This window comes from Rhizobium ruizarguesonis (genome assembly GCF_017357285.1).
In the GTDB taxonomy this organism is placed as follows: domain Bacteria; phylum Pseudomonadota; class Alphaproteobacteria; order Rhizobiales; family Rhizobiaceae; genus Rhizobium; species Rhizobium ruizarguesonis.
In genome coordinates this window covers 393,756-411,539 of sequence record NZ_CP071679.1, presented here as the reverse complement: position 1 = coordinate 411,539, position 17,784 = coordinate 393,756, and the positions used below count along the sequence as shown (strand labels likewise).

Sequence of the window (17,784 nt, the reverse complement as noted above, 5' to 3'; positions counted from 1 at the left end):
TTCAGCGCTTCGATATGCCGTGGGCGGCGAAATAGTTCGGTGCCCGTTTGAAGAGGTTCTAGCACCTGTATCTCGGGCGCCAGTCTGGAACCAAACCCTTGTCACACCTATTCGGCCGAATTGGCTTCGCACATATGGGGTGAGACACATGGCCTTGCACATCAAACGAATCTACGAGTCGAAAGACGACAAGGATGGCTTGCGCATCCTGGTCGACCGGCTATGGCCGCGCGGGTTGAGCAAGCAGGATGCAGCAGTCGACATCTGGGTGAAGGATGTCGCACCAAGCCCGGCGCTGCGCCGGTGGTTTGGCCACGATCCCGCCAAGTGGACCGAGTTTCAGCAGCGGTATCGGGACGAGCTGGAGAAGAACCCATCCGCCGTCGAGGAGTTGAAACGTCAGATCCGGCAAGAGGACGCGACGCTTCTCTACGCTGCGAAAGACCTGCAGCACAATCATGCCATCGTACTTCAGCGCTTTCTCGGCAAAGACTGACCGCCGCTGATGATACACGCTCTCTCCGTGTCCGAAATTTCCGGGAACCTTTTCGACAAACCTGCATCCAATGCTCGCTTTCGAAGGCGCATCACCGTTGCCGCCGGAAGGCATTCGGTCACGACACAAGGGAGACAGATGATGTTGAAACGAATTCTCGGCGCCACCCTGATGGCGGCATCGCTCGGCACGGCTTCGATCGCCGCCGATGCAAAGCCGACCGATCCTCAGATCGCCCACATCGCCTATACGGCGGGACAGATCGATGTCACCGCGGCAGAGCAGGCGTTGAAGAAGAGCAAGAATACCGAAGTCATTGCATTCGCCAAAACCATGGAGCGCGACCACAAGGCTGTCAACGATCAGGCGCTCGCTCTCGCCAAGAAGCTGAAAGTGACACCCGAAGACAACCCCGTCAGCCAGTCCTTGTCGACACAGGCGACCAAGGAACTGACGACGCTGGAGGCGCTCGACGGCGCGGCGTTCGACAAGGCCTATGTCGAAAACGAAGTCGCCTATCACAGATCGGTCAACGACGCGCTTGCCAACATCTTGATCCCGTCGGCTCAGAATAAAGATCTCAAGTCGCTGCTGGAAACGGGCCTGACCCTGTTCAAGGAACATCAGATGCATGCCGAGCATCTGGCTTCCACGATCAAATAGGCTTGAGGAATGGACTCGCTACTGAAATCGCTCCCGCTGCTGTCTGCACTGCTTTGGGCGGGCGACGGGGTTGCCTCAGCGGCGGACTATCAGATCACCATCACCGGCATGAAATTCGGCTCGCCGCCTGCCGAGCTGCATGTCGGCGATGTGATCGTCTGGAGAAACGATGATATATTCAGGCACACGGCAACCGCTCGCGACAAGAGCTTCGATATCGACCTGCCGCCGAAATCGGAAGGCCGCATGACTGTCGCCCAGGCGGGAGCGATTGATTTTTATTGTCGTTTTCATCCCGCCATGACGGGCAAACTGGACGTCCGGCCGTAGGCCGGGCTCCAATCGACAGACGGGCAAGCAGACGGAGAACTCCCATGGCAGCCATTCCGGTTCCGGCCGAGCGACACCGGCAGCAGATGTCGATACTGTCCGACGCCGATCTCGTGCCCCTGGCGAAAATGGGCGACGAGCCCGCCATCCGCACCATCGTTCAGCGTCACAATCAGCGCCTGTTCCGGACGGCGCGCGCCATCATCCGCAACGATGCGGAGGCGGAAGACGTCGTCCAGGCCGCCTATGTCAAGGCCTTCACCAATCTGGCGACGTTCCGGGGCGACGCACAACTTTCGACATGGCTGACCCGCATTACGCTCAACGAGGCGCTCAGCCGCGTGCGGGCCCGAAAGAACACCACCGGGCTCGAGGAAATCGAAATGCAGACGACGGCGCGGGGTGGCGAAGTGTTACAGTTTCCGTCCTTCCTGTCCGCAACCGATCCGGAAACCGAGCTCGCCAGGAGCCAGGCGCGGCATCTCCTCGAAAATGCGGTCGACGAACTCCCGGACGATTTTCGTGCCGTGTTCGTGCTGCGGGATATCGAGGGCATGAGCACGGACGAGGCCGCCTCTTATCTCGGCATAAGACCCGAAACAGCCAAGACCCGGCTGCACCGGGCGCGCAAGATGATGCGCCAGTCGATCGAAAAACAGCTCTCCGGCGCATTCTCGGCCCTGTTCCCGTTCGATGGCGCCCGCTGCGCCTTCATGGCTGAGCGCGTCATCGCCGCCGTTCGTCAAAAGACGCCATGATGTTCCGCAATATAAGCGGGAGAATCCCTCCGGCCTTCAGTGTTTCGACCTCGGCCATCGTCTCGATCGCGGCCGTTGCCGCAAATGAGATTTCATCGCCGCCAGTCGGCTTGATGGTCACGCTGACGGGGCAACGGGATGCGACGAGATGATCGTCCGCGCGGATCTCCAGGACATCGCCAGTCAGCTTCAATAGCTCAGGCCCATATTCGGGCGGAAGCCGTAACGGCAATATTCCCATACCGATGAGGTTGGAGCGGTGAATTCGCTCGAAGCTTCGTGCCAACACGGCGCGGACACCCAAAAGCGAAACGCCTTTCACGGCCCAGTCACGCGATGAACCCATGCCTCGGGCGCATCATCGGCCCGGGGCACGACCCTGACACCCCGCAATTCCCGCCGCACATCGAGGCGCGAGAATGTCTGCGCTTCGGCGTCGCGGGTCAGGATGATGGTATGGGGATCGCCCCAGCGCGGGCCGCCGATCAATAGCGCAAAGTACCGATCGTCCGCCATACCCGCAGCGTGAAGCGTCGCCTCCCATGCTCCGTAGAGCTCCTCGAAATCTTCGTCGTCGTCGACAGCGTCGGTCATCGAGGCTTGGACGGCAGCCCTTTTCCGCTGCGCGCTCCTCTTCCTCTTCGGTCAATTCTCGTTTCGTGCTTGTCGGCGAAAGGTCACGTTCATGTAAAGATCGCTCTCAGTCGAGCCATTCAGATCACCGAAGACGAGATAATCGTAGGTTTCCGGTGCCTGCGGCAGCTTTTCCTTATGAAACCAGCCCAAGTCGTATCGGTCAGTCGGTAAAGCTGCGAATGATAGCCCGTTACGAACAAGGCATCACCAATCAGCGCTATTGAGTTGACGTATCCAGGGTCGGTCGAATCGTCGGAATAGACTCCTGCGCCCTCTATTTTTCGATGGGAGGAATTCTGCCCCATCGGTAGGGTATAAACATCACCTTCGTCACTGAGGGCGTAAATGATCGGTCGTCCATCCGCCCCTATTTTGCCAGCAAGATCATCGATCTTGCGTGGGACGTCGGAACGAGACCAAGGTTGTTCCTTCGCCCCTCGTAAACGAGGATATACGAGTGCATATCCTCGTAGTCCTTGCCGCTGAACACGACGCAGAAGGTGTCCTTCGCCAGGGCAATGGCTGCATATTTCCTCACTTCAATAAGTCCCAGCTTTTAGCACATCAATCAAAGGCTGACCTCCAGGTAGTTTCGGAGGATTGGTCGTCGTTCGTCCAGGTTGACGGAATTTGCTACCGACTTGAATGGTCGCGGCGTCTTTTGCCATTTTTTTGCATTTTTCAGGTAGCTCTTCGATCTGATCGATCGCCTTATGCGCCTCATCTCCGGTTTTGCCGAGCGGAGCCGTTCCCTGAGCGCTTCGTGGGCGAAGACTGACACGTCGGTGTGGCCGCATGGACCTAGGTTAATTCGCTCAGGGGAGCGATATGTCCCGCGAATACCGTGAATATCGCCGGACTGCAGCCGATGGTTGGAAAAGCTCTACTCAATCCCCGATCTCCTGAAACGCGGAAACGACGTGCGCGGGGAACTGAATCACCAGGCGCAGTTCTTTTTGCTCGCTGCCGGGACAGAACAAAAAAGCGAATCCCGGAGAAGCGGGCTCAGGAGCACGTATAATCTAGTAAAAATGTAGAGACACTTTAATTTTGGCGTCGTCTTATTCCGGAGGGTATGATGAAGATCACAAGACGAGCTTTCACCGCACTGGTCGCAGGTGCCATCGCGACACCTTTGACGCATGTTCGACCGGCCGGCGCGGCTGAGAAGGTCGTGCGTATCGGCTACCAGAAATATGGAACTCTGGTGCTTCTCAAGGGCAAAGGGTTGCTGGAGAAGAAACTTAAATCCATCGACTACACGGTTGAATGGACCGAATTTCCGGGCGGTCCCCAGCTCCTCGAGGCCCTGAACGCTGGTGCTGTCGATTTCGGATCGACCGGCGAAACGCCACCGATCTTCGCCCAGGCCGCAAACGCTCCGCTTGTCTATATCGCACACGAGCCGCCCGCCCCGCGCGGCGAAGCCATACTGGTCCCTAGGGATAGTCCCATAAAGTCGGTCGCAGAGCTGAAGGGCAAGAAGGTCGCCTTCAACAAGGGCTCGAACGTGCATTACCTGCTCGTTAAGGCGCTCGAAGAAGCCGGCTTGACCTATGAGGACGTTGAGCCATCCTTCCTCGCTCCAGCCGACGGCCGCGCAGCTTTCGAAAGGGGCGCGGTGGATGCATGGGTCATCTGGGATCCCTTCCAGGCAGCTGCGGAAGTGGCGATCGAAGCGAGAGAGCTCAGAAACGGCGAGGGCATCGTTCCCAATCACCAGTTCTATCTCGGCACGAGTGCGCTGGTTGACGGCCACGCCCAGGCGATCGATGTCTTGATCGACGCCATTTCCGAGATCGACGAATGGACCAAGTCCGACACCGCGGCTGCGGCTGCAGAGCTATCACCGTCGGTCGGCATCCCCCAACCTGTCCTCGTCAAGGCGCTCGAACGTCAGTCCTATGGGATCAAGCACCTGGATGACTCCGTCGTCGCGCAGCAGCAGAGCATCGCCGACACCTTTTTCAAACTCAAGCTCATTCCCAAGGAGGTGACGATTGCGGACGTTGTCCGCAAGGGCAAGGCGTAGCGCTCATCGACATGGAAGACGCGGATGTCCGCCTGTAGAAGGAAGGTAGCATGACGGTTCCACTGGTCAGCTTGAGCAATCTGTCGACCGAGCCATCCCCCTCGCCTCAGGTTGCCGCGATATGGGCGGCTCTTTGCGCGGAGGCCGTCAATGCTTCCGCCAAGGATGCAGCACTCACGCGCGCCATGAATTCAGCAGTGCTTTATCATGCGAGTTTCGCCCAGGCGCTGGCTCAGCGGGTCGCGATCAAACTGGCCAATCACGATCTCGACCATGACGAGCTGCTGGCGGTGATTGCACAGGCGTTCGTCGGCAATCGCAATATTGTCGCCGATGCCGCCGCCGACCTGACAGCGATCAAGGCACGTGATCCGTCGAACACGGAAATCCTGACGCCATTCCTTTATTTCAAGGGCTTTGTGGCTTTGCAGGGACAACGGGTCGCCCACTGGCTTTGGCATCATGACCGGCTCCATTTGGCGCGCCACATCCAGAGCCGAATTTCTGAAGTTTTCGGCGTCGACATTCATCCCGCCGCGAAGATGGGAAAGAGCATCATGCTCGACCATGGGAGCGGCCTGGTGATCGGCGAGACGGCGGTCGTCGAAGACGACGTATCCATACTCCAGAATGTCACATTGGGAGGAACGGGCAAGGAGGCCGGCGACCGGCACCCCAAGGTACGGCGCGGCGCTCTTATCGGAGCGGGAGCCAAGATTCTCGGCAACATCGAAATTGGCGTCGGCGCCAAGGTGGGTGCAGGCAGCGTGGTCATAAATGCTGTTGCAGATTACACATCGGTCGCCGGCATTCCGGCGAGGCAGGTGGGCAAGCGCCACTTCAACCTCCCGGGCATCACGATGGACCAAACCTTGTCCGAACCGGAGTATACGATCTAAGGCGTGGGTATGCTTGTCCTGGGTATCACCCTTGCAGCGCCGGTCGCGCCAAGCTTTCCGACGGCGCATCCTGCTGGCTCTGATCAGTTGTGACGGTCAAAACGTGGATCAGAGCCCCTCTAGAAGGAGCCCCAAAGTGGGCCGCCATTCGAATAGATCGATGCTGCGGTAGACACCGGAGCGGACGAAGGGATCTGCTGCGCTGAACGCCTCGAACTCGGCGAGCGTTTCGACTTCGGCGATCACGACGGCGGTCGAACCCTTGCCCTCTGCCGGCGGCGCAGAAGGTCCGGAAAGCAAGATGCGGATCGCCGCGCCATGCAGATAGGCCTTGTGCTCCTCGAGCAATCGGGAACGTTCGCCAGCCTTGCCGGGGTCGGATACCGCATAGCGTGCAACGATCATTGTCTATTCTCCACTGGCGTCAGCACGAAATCGAAATCGGAGCGCCAGACCGTCGCACGATCGACACGCTCGAAAGGCGCGACCAGGCTGCTTTTCACACCAAACACCGTATCGGATTCCAAATAGGGATCGTCGCCGACAAAAGTGTGGGTTACGAGCTTCTGATAGCCTGAAGCCGTGATCAGGTAATGAGTATGGGCAGGACGGTAGGGATGGCGACCGAGGGACGTCAGCATCTGGCCGACCGGGCCGTCATCCGGGATCGGATAGGAAACCGGCTTTATGCCGACGAAACTATAAGTGCCATCCGCACCGGTGACGAAAATGCCCCGGTTGTTCCACTTCGGCTGGATATCCGGCTGCTGGACGTCGTAGAAGCCATCGGAATTATCCGACCATACATCGATCCGGGCTCCCTCGATCGGATTGCCGTTAAGATCCAGCACTCGCCCGATGAAGAGACAGCTCTCGCCCTTGCCATCGAGCGAGATGTTTTCGCCCATCTGCCGTACGGGCGCACCTTCGACATGGAACGGTCCGAACACGGTATTTTCGGTGGCGCCTGGCGGACGCCGGTTGTTGATTGCATCCACCAGCATCGACAAACCCAGCGTATCGCTGAGCAGGATGAACTCCTGTCGCTCGTCATGACAGAGATGGCCGGTTCGGGTCAGGAAGCCGATGGCCAGCTCCCATTCCTCCTGGGTCAGGCTGATATCCTTGGCAAAGGCATGCAGGTGCTTGACAAGCGACGCCATGATTTCGGCCAGACGTGGATTAATGTCCTGCCCCATCCGCGAGTTGACGGCTTCGGCGGATCTCTCTTCGCTGAAATATTCAGGCACGTGGCATCCTCCTAAGCATTAACGCGGCCGTGCGCCCTCCCAGGCGCTCTGCAACAAAGCCCGGATCGCTTCCCGTTCGATCGGGCGCGGGTTCCAGTAGGGGTTCTGGGCGGCGAGTTCCGCCGCACGGTCCAGATCGGCTTCCTTCATACCCAGATCTCGCAGCGCCATGGGGGCGCCGATCGAAGCGGCAAAATCATAAAGACCGCTGCCCAGCGAGCCGCCGAAAAGATCGGCAGCGGGCTTTAGCGCATCCGCTGCGGCCTGCGCGTTGTAGGCGGCAGAATGGGGAAAAATGACCGCATGGGTTTCTGCATGCGGCAGATCGAAGCTACCGCCCAGCGTATGGCAAAGCTTGTGATGCAAGGCCATTCCAACCGCTCCCAGCACCGTGCCGCACAGCCAGGAGCCGTAAAGCGCTTCACTTCGCGGCTCGATATCCCCAGGTGCATTGACGATTTGAGGTAAAGCCAGCTTCAGCGCGCGCAGGCCCTCGACCGCCATCATCGACGAAATGGGATTGCGATCCTGTGCGTAGAGACCTTCGACCGCGTGCGCCATCGCATTGAGCCCACTGCTGACGCTGATGTTGACCGGCAATCCCAATGTCAATTCAGGGTCGTAGATCACCACTTCGGGCAGGATGCCGGGCCCGCGGACCGTCGTCTTCTGCCCGTTCTCTGTCTGGCCAAGGATCGGTGTAACCTCCGACCCTGCATAGGTCGTCGCCACGACGATTTGTGGCGCGTCGTTGCGGTAGGCGATCGCCTTGCCGAGACCGATCGTCGATCCGCCGCCGATCGCGACGACGCAATCGGCATCGGCTCCGTGGTATGCCGCCATCGCGCGCTCGGTCACATCGACCGGCGTATGCATCGTCGCATCGTGGAACAGTCGCGCCGCAAGCGGGCCGAGGGAAGCAGCGATCCGTTCAGCCTCCGCTTTCTGGTGCGGGGTCGAAAGGATCAGGGCGCGCTTGCCGCCCTGCCCTGCAATCGCCTCGGCGAGACGATTCAACGAGCCGCTCCCGAAGAAGATCTGGGCCGCGCTGGCCGTGTATCTGAAAGGTGCAACCATGCTATCGATCGAGTTTGAAGAGTGAAACTGCGTTGGTGCGACCGATCTTCAGACGGTCGGCTTCGGAGATGGTCGTGTTGTCGAACCAGTTTGCAGCATGGTCGACGTTCTCGAATGGCCAGTCTGTCGAGAACAGAATTCGGTCCGCGCCAATTTCCAGCATCGCATCGATAAGCGATTGCGTGCGGAAGTTCCCCGACGTCGTGATATAGAAATTCTCGTTGAAATAATCGGCAATCGGGCGTTTGGCCGGATAGTTCTTTTCCACTTTGACCCACGCATTCCGGTTGTCGATGCGCCACATCATGTAGGGCAGCCCCTCGCCCATGTGACCAACGATGATCCGCAAAGCCGGATGTTCGTCAAACAAGCCGGATCCCATCAATCGCAGCGCATGGACAGCGGTCTCCTGGGCGAACGCCCATGTCGGACCCATCAGCCAGGAATGGCCAGCATAGATCCGGCTATCCTGCGGCAGCGGGTTGCGCGGATGCAGATAGAAGGGAACGTTGAGTTTTTCGACTTCGGCCCAGAACGGACGATATTGCGGCAGGTCGTAGTAAAGCGGCGTCGTTCCGTCGCCTTCCTGCGAGAAGCCATTGACCAGTGCGCCGACGAAACCCAGCGTTGTCACGCAGCGCTGCAATTCCTGCGCAGCCGCATCCGCATCCTGCAGGGGCAAAGCTGCAAATCCCAGGAAACGGTTCGGGTTCTTGACGCATTGCTCTGCCAGAAAGTCGTTGGCGCGCCGGGAAATCTCCAGGGCCTTTGCCTTATCCGGGATCGCCTGCACGGCCGGAGCATTCAGCGACAGGATCATTTTCTCGATGCCGTGGGCATCCATCAGCCGCAGACGCTTGTCCTGGATATCCAGAAGACGGGCGGACAGTTCAGTCCAGTAGTCGCCCGGCACGAATCCAGCCGAATCCTGCAGCGTCTCGGGAATGGCGAAATGTTCTTCAAGCGCGATCTTGCCTTGCACGATATGCTCTCTTTCCTGTCTTAAATCGAAGTAATGCGGATGGCGGATCAGAATTGTCCCTTGGGCGGAAGGCCGAGCAGCTGCTGGCCGACCATGGTGCCCACGGCATCCCAGTTCATGGAAATGTGGCGCCCGACGGCATTTGCATCGCGCCATGCCCGCTGGACGGGGTTGGACATCTGGAGGCCGAGGCCGCCTGTCGATGCATTGAGTGCTTCCACCGCCCGAAGGGCCAGGCTGACCGCAAAAGACTGGCTGCGACGGGCGAGAATCCGATCTTCTTCGGTGATCTCGCCGGTGCCATCCTCGCGGGCCTGGGCCAGTTGCTGCGCCCGGGCAATATCCCGCAGAATGATTTCGCGGGCGGCATCCACGGATGCGGAGGCTTCCGCCACGCGAAGCTGGATCGTCGGAAATTCAGCAATCTTGTTGTTGCCGCCGGCCACTGCACCGCGTGTCACACGGGCCCCCATGTGGTCGATATAGCTCTCCAGGGCGCCCTTCGCCGCACCGACGGCTGCACTGCCGAGGCAGAAAGGAACCCCCATGAGCAGCGGAATATTGAAAAGGCCGATACCCTTGTAGCCACGTCCGCCCGGCGTTCTGCCGGAGGTCGCATCCGGAAAGCTCAGCATGCGGTATTCCGGAACGAAGACATCCTTGAGGATCAGGCTTTTTGAACCGGTGCCCGCGAGGCCGACCACATCCCAGGTCTCGGCAATGGTATAATCGCTGGCGGGAACCAGAAGGAACGCCGGTACAGGACGCTCCTCCCCGCCGTTTGGCGGAACGATCGCCGCACAGAGCGCCCACTGGGCATTTTCGCATCCGCTCGCAAAGGCCCAATCGCCGGATAGCCGGAAACCACCCTCGACGCATTCCGCCATACGGACCGGCGCATAGGAACCGCAGAGCAGCGCATCCGGATCGCTGCCCCACACCTCCTGCTGAACCCTTTCATCGAACATGGCGAGCAGCCATTGATGCGCGGAAAGGAGGCCGGCAACCCAGCCGGTGGAGGCGCAAGCTGACGACAGTTCGATATTTGCATCGACAAGCTCGGCAAACGATCCTTGGTCGCCACCGAAACGGGCAGGCTTGACGACATCGAAATAGCCGGCGGAGCGCAGCAGATCGATATTGCGCGCCGGCACGCGGCCGGATTTTTCGGTATCACGCGCGCCGGCCCGGATTTCGTCGAGCACCGGGGCGATACGATCTGCAAGACATGCGGTCTCAACCCGCGCCGCGGCGGGAAACAGGGCAGCTGTGTTGTTCATGGAACTACCTTCAGTTCTGGGATGCGGGAAGCGCGTGCTGTGGCGCGCAATATTTTGAATTCTCGTACATCAGCGCGGTCGTGTCGTCGGAATGGCATGTATCCACCACCTGCCCGATGAAGATCGTGTGCGTTCCATAGGGAACTGCGCCCATGCGGCGGCAGACAACCGAGGCATGAGCGGAGCCCAGCACCATCATGCCGCGCTCATGGCGAACCCAATCGGCAGCGTCGAAGCGACGCTCAGGCGCAATCTTGCCGCTGAAACCTTCCGACACGGCGGCCTGCCTGTCGGTCAGAACGCTGACGGCGAATTCCGGTACCTCAAGCAGCATGTCATGCAGGTAGGTGCGATTGTTCAGGCAGATGATGAGAGATGGCGGATCCATCGAAAGTGATGTGACGGCAGTCGCCGTCATTCCATGATCCGCACCGTTGCGACAAGCAGAAATGACCGTCACCGTTGCCGGGAAACGGCGCATGGTCGATCGAAACGCATCGCTGATGGGTGCGGGGGCCGGCGCTATGCCGAGGGCAGCAGTGGCAGACATGATTTCCTCCCGTGTCTCCTTGGCATCTAGATTATTGCATTTGCAACTGTTGTCAACGCAAATTTATAAATCAGCGGGAAAATGCTTGATCTACCCAGCCGTTCTCGACGACTGAAAGCCAATCGTGTTGTCATCCCGGTCATTTAGGTGCATGTCGGAGAGAGCCCTCAGCAAGCCGAATCCTGCCAGCAGACAGAGACATGTACAAACTTACCGATTCCGTTCCGTATCTTCTCAATCGCGCCGGCGTTCGGATAGCCGAAGTGTTCGCGCAGAGAATCACCGAGGACAATCTCAGCGTGGCGATGTACCGGGTTCTGGCCATGCTCAAAGAGCGCCGGGAGAGCACCCTTGGAGATCTCGCCGACGTCGTCTCTGTCGAGATTTCGACGCTTTCGCGCCTCGTCGGCACACTGGCCAAGCGCAAGCTGGTGTCGAGAACACGTCCGGAAGATAATGGCCGTATCGTCATCGTCAGGCTGACCCCGCAGGGCGAGGCGCTGACGGAAAGGCTCATGCCGCTTGCCGTCGAGCTTGAACGCACCGCGGTTCAAGACATGTCGGACGAGGAGGTCGCAGCATTGAAGAAGGCGCTGCGCCGCATGCACAGCAACCTGCCGGCAATATCCGGAAAGGGAAAAGTTGCGAGCTGAAAAGTTTGCAGTTGCAAATATTTTATTCGCAAGTATTTAATAGCGTGTCATCGTTGTCTTGACATCGTCCGCCCGCGGGTGAGTCTGGCGCTGGGAGGAACCACGCCGGCAACGATCCAGGAGGATTTGTACATGGATCGACGCGGACCTGCCGCTGGCAGGAGCGTACTACCTGTACTCAAATGTATGGGGAGGGAAAATTGGCCATACAAGATCTCGCTATTATCAACGAACGGGTTCGCAGCCCGAATATCATCATCGCCCTTTGCGGTCTGCTGATCCTGTTCGACGGCTATGACCTGATCGTCTACGGCGCAGTCGCGCCGGCATTGCTCGGTGAAGCCAGCTGGGGCCTGACGCCCGGTCTGGTCGGACGAGCGGCCTCCATCACCCTGTTCGGGATGTTGCTGGGCGCCCTCGTCGCCGGAACACTCGCTGACAGGATAGGTCGTCGCAAGGTCATCATAGGCAGTCTGCTGAGCTTCTCCGTGATGATGATCGGGAGCGGTCTTGCGCCGAACTTTCTTGTTTTCGAGGGAACACGCTTTCTCGCCGGTCTCGGCCTCGGAGCTCTTTTTCCCACGGTAACCGCTTTGATCATCGAGTTTTCTCCGCCGAAACGGAAGGCAATAGCCTATTCGATTGCGCTTCTGGGTTATCTGGCCGGCGGCATCATCTCGGGTATCCTCGGAATGCTGCTGATACAGACATACGGATGGCGCCCACTGATGATCATCGGCGGCGCACCGATCTTGCTTCTACCTTTCCTCATCCGGCTCATACCCGAATCCCCTGAATGGCTGGCAACGAAAAACCGCCAGACCGAAGCCAATCAGATCGCAAACCAGTACGGGCTGCCCGATCCCCTAGCCAGGCCTGCGGCGCAACGCCAGGTCGGCATCCGGTCGCTGTTTTCCGAAGGTCGCCTGCTGCCGACATTGAACGCATGGGGCATCCATTTCTGTTCGCTTCTGCTGACATTCGGCATGGTCAACTGGCTTCCGACCATCATGAACAAGATGGGCTATGACCTCGGTTCTGCTCTCCTCTTCTCCGTAACGCTCAATCTCGGAGCCGCCGTCGGACTGCTGATCGGCGCAAGGATTGCCGACCGCGGAAACGTCAAAATTGTCGTGGCGGGCATGTTTCTTCTCGGAGCCTGCTCGATCTGGTTGCTGACGCAGGTGGATCAGGGCCTCCAGGTCTATGGTCTCGTCGCACTTGCCGGTACGGGAACGATCGGCACGCAGATCCTCGCCAACGTTCTCGTTGGAAATCTCTATCCCGTCGAAATTCGTGGAACCGGCCTTGGCTTCTCGCTCGGCATCGGCCGTATCGGAGGCATGATAGGACCGGCTATCGGCGGTGCGGTTCTGGGTGCGGGCCTGGCTCCGCAGTGGAACTTCTACATCTTCGCATCGGTAGGAGCCTTGGGATGCGTACTCGCACTCATGACGTTGCTATATCGCAAAAAGCCTGATTGACGGCCAGAATGTCGGCAGGTCTGGCATTCAGAACCTGCCGACAATGCAAACTTTGTGAAGCCAAATTCAGCTTGTTTTCAAGGAAGCGAGCTTGCGGCGCTGGAATGCCAGTCAGCAAGCGGCGCGAGCAGTCGGTGCGGCCGTGTCCATACTGCGGGCAGTGCGCCGACCGGCAACAAAATCCAGCCACCTGTTATTCCTTCACCGCACCAGTCATCGATGAGACGTAGTAGTCCACGAAGAACGAGTAGAGGATGACCACCGGAAGCGAGCCGAACAGCGCGCCCGCCATCAGCGATCCCCATTCGAAGACGTCACCGCGCACCAGTTCGGTCAGCACGCCGACCGGAATGGTTTTGTTTTCCGACGACTGAATGAAAGTCAGCGCATAGATGAATTCGTTCCAGGACAGCGTGAAGGCGAAGATGCCGGCGGAAATCAGCCCGGGTACAGCGAGCGGCAAGATGATCTTGGTGAGAATCTGCCATCTGTTGGCGCCATCCACCAGCGCGCTTTCCTCCAGCTCGAAGGGGATCGAGCGGAAATAGCCCATCAGCAGCCAGGTGCAGAAGGGAATGAGGAAGGTCGGATAGGTGAAGATCAGCGCCAGACGCGAATCGTAAATCCCGAGCTTGAAGACAATGAAGGCAAGCGGGATGAAGAGGATCGACGGAGGCACGAGATAGGCAAGGAAGATCACCAGGCCGACCGAACGGGAGCCGGTGAAGCGGACGCGCTCGATGGCATAGGCGCCGAAGACTGAGGCCACCAGCGAGAGAAAGGTGGAGCAGACCGCGACCAGCATCGTGTTCCACAGCCAGCCCGGATAGGATGTCTCGAGGAACAGGTATTTGATGTGCTCGAGTGTCGGTCCCACCACCCAGAAGGGGCTGTAGTTGCTATAGTCGGTCAGCTGGTCGTTCGGCTTCACCGCGGTGATCGCCATCCAATAGAACGGGAAGAGCAGCACGAAGACGAAGACGGCCATCGGCAGGTAGAGCATCACGATCCGCCGCGGCAGGCGGTTCAGATAGCTCATGCCTTCGGCATTGTCGGTCACGACCTGATCGGCGGCGTTTGAATTTATCGACATCATCACTCTCCCTAACCCCAATTTGGCTCTAACCCTGGCCTTAATCCTGGCCGCCCTGTTGCCATTTGCGCCGCTGCAGGCCGAAGAAGCTGAACATGATCGCGCCGAGCAGGAAGGGCACCATGGCGACCGCGATGGCCGCCCCCTCGCCGAGTTGCCCGCCGGGAATGCCGCGCTGGAACGATAGCGTCGCCATCAGATGCGTCGCGTTGACGGGACCACCCTTGGTCAGCACGTAGATGAGCTGGAAATCGGTGAAGGTGAAGAGCACCGAGAAGGTCATGACGACGGCGATGATCGGCGTCAGCATCGGCAGCGTCACATAGCGAAAACGCTGCCAGCTCGTGGCGCCGTCGAGCGAGGCTGCCTCCTGCAGCGATGCCGGAATCGTCTGCAGGCCGGCAAGCAGCGAGATCGCCACAAAGGGAATGCCGCGCCAGACGTTGGCGACGATGACGGATATGCGCGCATTGATCGGATCGCCGAGGAAGTTGATCGGCCCGCTGATCAGTCCCAGCTGCATTAGCGACCAGGAGATGATCGAGAATTGGGAATCGTAGATCCACCAGAAGGCCAGCGCCGAAAGCACCGTCGGCACCACCCAGGGAAGCAGCACGATCGCCCGGAAGAAGGATTTGAACGGCAGGTGCTGGTTGAGCAGCATCGCCAGCCAAAGGCCGAGCGCGAATTTCAGCACGGAGGCGACGGAGGTATAAAGAATGGTGTTGAAGACCGACAGCCAAAAGACGCTGTCGTCCATCAGGAACTGGTAGTTCTCCAGCCCGATGAAGACGCCGTCGCGGCCGATCCTCGTATCGGTGAAGCCGAGCCAGACGCCAAGCCCCAGCGGATAGGTGAGAAAGCAGACGAGGAAGACGGCCGCCGGTAGCATGAACAGGAAGCCGAGCACATTGTTGTTCTGCAGGAGCGAAGAGATCGGCCCACGCCTGTCCTGCGAATTCACCATCGACATTGCCTATCTCCCAGATTGCGTTTGAACTCGCAGAGGACTTGCGGCATGCCGAGGGGCCGGCATGCCGCTTGTTTTGAGGCGTGGGTCAGACCCGATAGTAGCGGTTTGCCCGCCGTTCAGCTTCCTTCATCGCATCTTCGGGTGACATCTGGCCGGTGACGGCGGCCGCATACATGTCGACCAGGACGTAGTCGGCCATGGTCGCAGCCGAGGCATAACCGAGGGGTCCGGCATAGCCGTTCGGACGCAGCTTTTCCGAGGCACGCGCGTAAGGCGCGTGGATTGGGTCGGAGGTCCAGATCGGGTTCTTGGCGAAAGCCTTGAGCGGCTGGCAGCAATAGGCGCTGGAGCCCTGGATCCAGGCATTCATCTGGTCGGCTTCCATCATGAACTTGATGTAGGCCTTCGCCGCTTCCGGATACTTGGTGTGCTTGAAGAGAAGCAGTGAGCTCGTCTGGAAAAGCTCGACGCTCTGGCCAACCGGGCCGACGGGGAAATTCGTCGTGCGGATGTCCTTGGCGATCTCGGCGAGCTTCGGGTCGTTTTTGGCCGTGTAATAGACCGACACGCCGTTGGCGATCAGCGACACCTGGCCCGCAAGGAAGGCGCGGTTGTTGTTGACGTCCTGCCAGCTTTCCGTGCCCGGAATGAAGGTCGCATAGAGCTCCTTGGCGTAGTTGATCGACGCCAGCGTTTCCGGGCTGTTGATCGTTACCTTGCCGCCTTCGTCGACCATCTTGCCGCCATGGCTCCACAGCAGCCAATGGGCGTAGTTGTTGCCGTCGCCGACGGCCTTGCCATGCGGGAAGCCGGCCGGCGTGCCCTTGGCTTTCATCGCCTTGCAAAGCTCGAGGAAGCCTGCCGTATCCTTCGGGAACTCGCTGAAACCGGCCGCCTTCACGTGAGTGTCGCGATAGACCACCGCATTACCGATTGCCGTCAGCGGCATGGCGATGAAGGTGTCGCCGCGCGCCGCATAGCCCTTCACACCGTCATACCAGCCGCCATATTTGTTGCCGAGATAGTTGGCGAGCTCGGTCAGGTCGACCAGCTTGTCGGGATACTGGTGAGCGTCGTCGAACCAGCACATGATGAGGTCCGGGCCGGAGCCGACATTGGCCGCGACGGCCGCCTTTGGGCGGATATCTTCCCAGCTTTCCTTGTCGATACGCACCTGGACGCCGGTCGCGTCTGTGAATTTCTTGGTGTTTGCAAGCCAGGCCTGCTCGTCGCCCTTGACGAAGGGTGTCCAGCGCAGCAGCCGCAGGCTGGCGCCGCTTTCCGGTGTATAGGTCGGTTCGGCCTGCGCGAAGGTCGGCCGGATGCCGAGGCCGGCGGCGCCGGCGACGGCAGCCGAGGCGGCAAGAAAGTCACGTCTCTTAATCCTCATGATACTCCTCCTCTTCAAAACAGCGGGTGCGAACTCTCCGGCATTCACCTCCCGCTTGGTGAACGACGGTCCTTGCATCCCTGAACCGGGGTGCTGCCAACCTGCGGGCGACGGGGGCTCCTCCGCCCCGTGCAGCCGCCGGTCGGCGTCAGTCGGTCAATCTCCGGCCGCTCTCGGCATCGAAGAGATGAATATGCGCGGCGTCGATCGCAACGCGCAGGGTCTCGCCCGGCCGCGCGCTGACGCGTTCGCGGAAGACGCAGCTGAGGTCGCTGCCGCCGAGCCTGAGGATGAGATGCGTCTCATAGCCGGTCGGCTCGATCACCACGATTTCACCGGGCAGGCCATTGGCATCGAGCAGGATGTATTCCGGGCGAAGCCCATAGACGAGGTCACGGCCCATGGCGCCGGCGGGCGGATTGGAAACCGGGAGCGCCGTGCCGTCGGGCGCCTTGAAACTTGTCGGGTTTTCGGGGTCGAGCCGGCCCTTGATCATGTTCATCGCCGGTGAACCGATGAAACCGCCAACGAAGAGATTGGCGGGCTTGTCGTAAAGCTCGAGCGGTGTGCCGATCTGCTCGACGACGCCGTCATGCATGACGACGATCTTGTCGGCCATGGTCATGGCCTCGATCTGGTCGTGGGTGACGTAGACCGTCGTCGTTTTCAGCCGCTGGTGCAGTTCCTTGATTTCGGCGCGCATGGCGACGCGCAGCTTCGCATCGAGGTTGGACAGCGGTTCGTCGAACAGGAAGACTTCCGGATCGCGCACGATCGCCCGCCCCATGGCGACACGCTGGCGCTGGCCGCCGGAAAGCTGGCGCGGATAACGGTCGAGCAATTTGTCGAGACCGAGGATGCCGGCGGCATATTTCACCCGCTTCTCGGCTTCCGCCTTCGGCGCCTTGTTGAGCATCAGCGAGAAACCCATGTTCTGCTGCACCGTCATATGCGGATAGAGCGCATAGTTCTGGAACACCATGGCGATGTCGCGGTCCTTTGGCGGCAGCGTGTTGACGACACGCCCACCGATCTTGATCTCACCGCCGGAAATGTTCTCAAGTCCCGCCAGCATCCGCAGAAGCGTGGATTTGCCGCAACCCGACGGGCCGACCAGGATCACGAATTCCCCGTCGGCAATGTCGATATCCACGCCTTTGATGACCGGAAATGCACCGAATGATTTCCGCACATCCGCGAATTGAACGCCTGCCATACTCACTCCTCCCAGAAATCGA

At 59.6% G+C, this 17,784-nt stretch carries 19 protein-coding genes and 1 pseudogene; 8 read left to right on the top strand and 12 right to left on the bottom strand.

Annotated elements, in window-relative coordinates; translation table 11 throughout:
- Positions 1-148: 148 nt before the first annotated feature.
- The 4 genes from J3P73_RS26450 to J3P73_RS26435 all read left to right on the top strand — a co-directional run bounded on the left by J3P73_RS26450 (position 149) and on the right by J3P73_RS26435 (position 2,247).
- Entirely contained in the window at positions 149-496 is a 348-nt protein-coding gene (locus J3P73_RS26450) for a DUF488 domain-containing protein (protein ID WP_024321426.1), read from the top strand.
- A gap of 141 nt (positions 497-637) precedes the next feature.
- Positions 638-1,159: a DUF4142 domain-containing protein gene (locus J3P73_RS26445; protein ID WP_024321427.1), complete on the top strand. Its 522-nt coding sequence runs from the start codon at positions 638-640 to the stop codon at positions 1,157-1,159.
- A gap of 9 nt (positions 1,160-1,168) precedes the next feature.
- Positions 1,169-1,489 (top strand): cupredoxin domain-containing protein, encoded by a 321-nt coding sequence (locus J3P73_RS26440; protein ID WP_018071414.1) that lies wholly within the window; start codon positions 1,169-1,171, stop codon positions 1,487-1,489.
- Between the two features lie 44 nt (positions 1,490-1,533).
- The gene (locus tag J3P73_RS26435) at positions 1,534-2,247 is read left to right on the top strand and encodes an RNA polymerase sigma factor (RefSeq protein ID WP_130687337.1); all 714 of its coding nucleotides are present in this window, start codon (positions 1,534-1,536) and stop codon (positions 2,245-2,247) included.
- Here the strand turns inward: J3P73_RS26435 and J3P73_RS26430 are convergent.
- Positions 2,216-2,596, bottom strand: a pseudogene (locus tag J3P73_RS26430) (aconitate hydratase AcnA); the annotation flags it as partial. The gene J3P73_RS26435 and the pseudogene J3P73_RS26430 sit on opposite strands and share 32 nt — an antisense overlap.
- Positions 2,566-2,841, bottom strand: coding sequence for a hypothetical protein (locus J3P73_RS26425; protein WP_245002745.1), 276 nt, complete (start codon positions 2,839-2,841; stop codon positions 2,566-2,568). The gene J3P73_RS26425 and the pseudogene J3P73_RS26430, both read right to left, overlap by 31 nt.
- Positions 2,842-3,961: 1,120 nt before the next feature.
- Between J3P73_RS26425 and J3P73_RS26420 the strand changes: the two genes are divergently transcribed.
- Together J3P73_RS26420 and cysE are read left to right on the top strand one after the other, a co-directional pair.
- Positions 3,962-4,915 (top strand): sulfonate ABC transporter substrate-binding protein, encoded by a 954-nt coding sequence (locus J3P73_RS26420; RefSeq protein WP_207580036.1) that lies wholly within the window; start codon positions 3,962-3,964, stop codon positions 4,913-4,915.
- Between the two features lie 50 nt (positions 4,916-4,965).
- On the top strand, positions 4,966-5,814 hold the full coding sequence (gene cysE / locus J3P73_RS26415; protein WP_018493616.1) for a serine O-acetyltransferase: 849 nt from the start codon (positions 4,966-4,968) through the stop codon (positions 5,812-5,814).
- Between the two features lie 108 nt (positions 5,815-5,922).
- On the opposite strand, the gene J3P73_RS26410 is transcribed toward cysE, so the two are convergent.
- The 6 genes from J3P73_RS26410 to J3P73_RS26385 are packed head-to-tail and all read right to left on the bottom strand — an operon-like array spanning position 5,923 to position 10,953.
- Positions 5,923-6,219 carry a YciI family protein gene (locus tag J3P73_RS26410; RefSeq protein ID WP_018071408.1) on the bottom strand — a complete coding sequence of 99 codons (297 nt, stop codon included), beginning with the start codon at positions 6,217-6,219 and terminating at the stop codon, positions 5,923-5,925.
- Positions 6,216-7,064, bottom strand: coding sequence for an intradiol ring-cleavage dioxygenase (locus J3P73_RS26405; RefSeq protein ID WP_130663167.1), 849 nt, complete (start codon positions 7,062-7,064; stop codon positions 6,216-6,218). The genes J3P73_RS26410 and J3P73_RS26405 overlap by 4 nt, the downstream gene beginning before the upstream one ends.
- Before the next feature lie 18 nt (positions 7,065-7,082).
- On the bottom strand, positions 7,083-8,141 hold the full coding sequence (locus tag J3P73_RS26400) for a maleylacetate reductase (RefSeq protein WP_024321433.1): 1,059 nt from the start codon (positions 8,139-8,141) through the stop codon (positions 7,083-7,085).
- Position 8,142: 1 nt separating this feature from the next.
- On the bottom strand, positions 8,143-9,123 hold the full coding sequence (gene tsdA, locus J3P73_RS26395) for a gamma-resorcylate decarboxylase (RefSeq protein ID WP_130656457.1): 981 nt from the start codon (positions 9,121-9,123) through the stop codon (positions 8,143-8,145).
- 47 nt (positions 9,124-9,170) lie between these two features.
- Positions 9,171-10,403, bottom strand: coding sequence for a flavin-dependent monooxygenase (locus tag J3P73_RS26390; RefSeq protein WP_130663168.1), 1,233 nt, complete (start codon positions 10,401-10,403; stop codon positions 9,171-9,173).
- A gap of 10 nt (positions 10,404-10,413) precedes the next feature.
- Positions 10,414-10,953, bottom strand: coding sequence for a flavin reductase family protein (locus tag J3P73_RS26385; protein WP_130663169.1), 540 nt, complete (start codon positions 10,951-10,953; stop codon positions 10,414-10,416).
- Positions 10,954-11,153: 200 nt separating this feature from the next.
- On the opposite strand from J3P73_RS26385, the gene J3P73_RS26380 reads away from it, so the two are divergent.
- Together J3P73_RS26380 and J3P73_RS26375 are read left to right on the top strand one after the other, a co-directional pair.
- Positions 11,154-11,606, top strand: a complete 453-nt coding sequence (locus tag J3P73_RS26380) for a MarR family winged helix-turn-helix transcriptional regulator (protein ID WP_207580016.1) — start codon at positions 11,154-11,156, stop codon at positions 11,604-11,606.
- A 182-nt stretch (positions 11,607-11,788) separates the two neighbouring features.
- Entirely contained in the window at positions 11,789-13,090 is a 1,302-nt protein-coding gene (locus J3P73_RS26375) for an MFS transporter (RefSeq protein WP_197726925.1), read from the top strand.
- A 193-nt stretch (positions 13,091-13,283) separates the two neighbouring features.
- Here J3P73_RS26375 and J3P73_RS26370 read toward each other — a convergent pair whose 3' ends face one another.
- The 4 genes from J3P73_RS26370 to J3P73_RS26355 all read right to left on the bottom strand — a co-directional run bounded on the left by J3P73_RS26370 (position 13,284) and on the right by J3P73_RS26355 (position 17,762).
- Complete coding sequence (locus J3P73_RS26370) at positions 13,284-14,183, bottom strand: carbohydrate ABC transporter permease (protein ID WP_020397497.1); 900 nt, start codon at positions 14,181-14,183, stop codon at positions 13,284-13,286.
- 40 nt (positions 14,184-14,223) lie between these two features.
- Positions 14,224-15,156, bottom strand: a complete 933-nt coding sequence (locus J3P73_RS26365) for a carbohydrate ABC transporter permease (RefSeq protein ID WP_130687340.1) — start codon at positions 15,154-15,156, stop codon at positions 14,224-14,226.
- A gap of 85 nt (positions 15,157-15,241) precedes the next feature.
- On the bottom strand, positions 15,242-16,546 hold the full coding sequence (locus J3P73_RS26360; RefSeq protein WP_130687341.1) for an ABC transporter substrate-binding protein: 1,305 nt from the start codon (positions 16,544-16,546) through the stop codon (positions 15,242-15,244).
- A 148-nt stretch (positions 16,547-16,694) separates the two neighbouring features.
- Entirely contained in the window at positions 16,695-17,762 is a 1,068-nt protein-coding gene (locus J3P73_RS26355; RefSeq protein WP_128403326.1) for an ABC transporter ATP-binding protein, read from the bottom strand.
- Between the last annotated feature and the right edge of the window lie 22 nt (positions 17,763-17,784).

Coding starts and splice junctions, on each gene's coding strand:
- J3P73_RS26380 (WP_207580016.1), top strand. CDS start 11,154: ATGTACAAACTTACCGATTCCGTTCCGTATCTTCTCAATCGCGCCGGC.
- J3P73_RS26370 (WP_020397497.1), bottom strand. CDS start 14,183: ATGTCGATAAATTCAAACGCCGCCGATCAGGTCGTGACCGACAATGCC.
- J3P73_RS26440 (WP_018071414.1), top strand. CDS start 1,169: ATGGACTCGCTACTGAAATCGCTCCCGCTGCTGTCTGCACTGCTTTGG.
- cysE (WP_018493616.1), top strand. CDS start 4,966: ATGACGGTTCCACTGGTCAGCTTGAGCAATCTGTCGACCGAGCCATCC.
- J3P73_RS26385 (WP_130663169.1), bottom strand. CDS start 10,953: ATGTCTGCCACTGCTGCCCTCGGCATAGCGCCGGCCCCCGCACCCATC.
- J3P73_RS26355 (WP_128403326.1), bottom strand. CDS start 17,762: ATGGCAGGCGTTCAATTCGCGGATGTGCGGAAATCATTCGGTGCATTT.
- J3P73_RS26425 (WP_245002745.1), bottom strand. CDS start 2,841: ATGACCGACGCTGTCGACGACGACGAAGATTTCGAGGAGCTCTACGGA.
- J3P73_RS26410 (WP_018071408.1), bottom strand. CDS start 6,219: ATGATCGTTGCACGCTATGCGGTATCCGACCCCGGCAAGGCTGGCGAA.
- J3P73_RS26420 (WP_207580036.1), top strand. CDS start 3,962: ATGAAGATCACAAGACGAGCTTTCACCGCACTGGTCGCAGGTGCCATC.
- J3P73_RS26375 (WP_197726925.1), top strand. CDS start 11,789: ATGTATGGGGAGGGAAAATTGGCCATACAAGATCTCGCTATTATCAAC.
- J3P73_RS26390 (WP_130663168.1), bottom strand. CDS start 10,403: ATGAACAACACAGCTGCCCTGTTTCCCGCCGCGGCGCGGGTTGAGACC.
- J3P73_RS26400 (WP_024321433.1), bottom strand. CDS start 8,141: ATGGTTGCACCTTTCAGATACACGGCCAGCGCGGCCCAGATCTTCTTC.
- J3P73_RS26450 (WP_024321426.1), top strand. CDS start 149: ATGGCCTTGCACATCAAACGAATCTACGAGTCGAAAGACGACAAGGAT.
- J3P73_RS26435 (WP_130687337.1), top strand. CDS start 1,534: ATGGCAGCCATTCCGGTTCCGGCCGAGCGACACCGGCAGCAGATGTCG.
- J3P73_RS26365 (WP_130687340.1), bottom strand. CDS start 15,156: ATGTCGATGGTGAATTCGCAGGACAGGCGTGGGCCGATCTCTTCGCTC.
- J3P73_RS26445 (WP_024321427.1), top strand. CDS start 638: ATGTTGAAACGAATTCTCGGCGCCACCCTGATGGCGGCATCGCTCGGC.
- J3P73_RS26360 (WP_130687341.1), bottom strand. CDS start 16,546: ATGAGGATTAAGAGACGTGACTTTCTTGCCGCCTCGGCTGCCGTCGCC.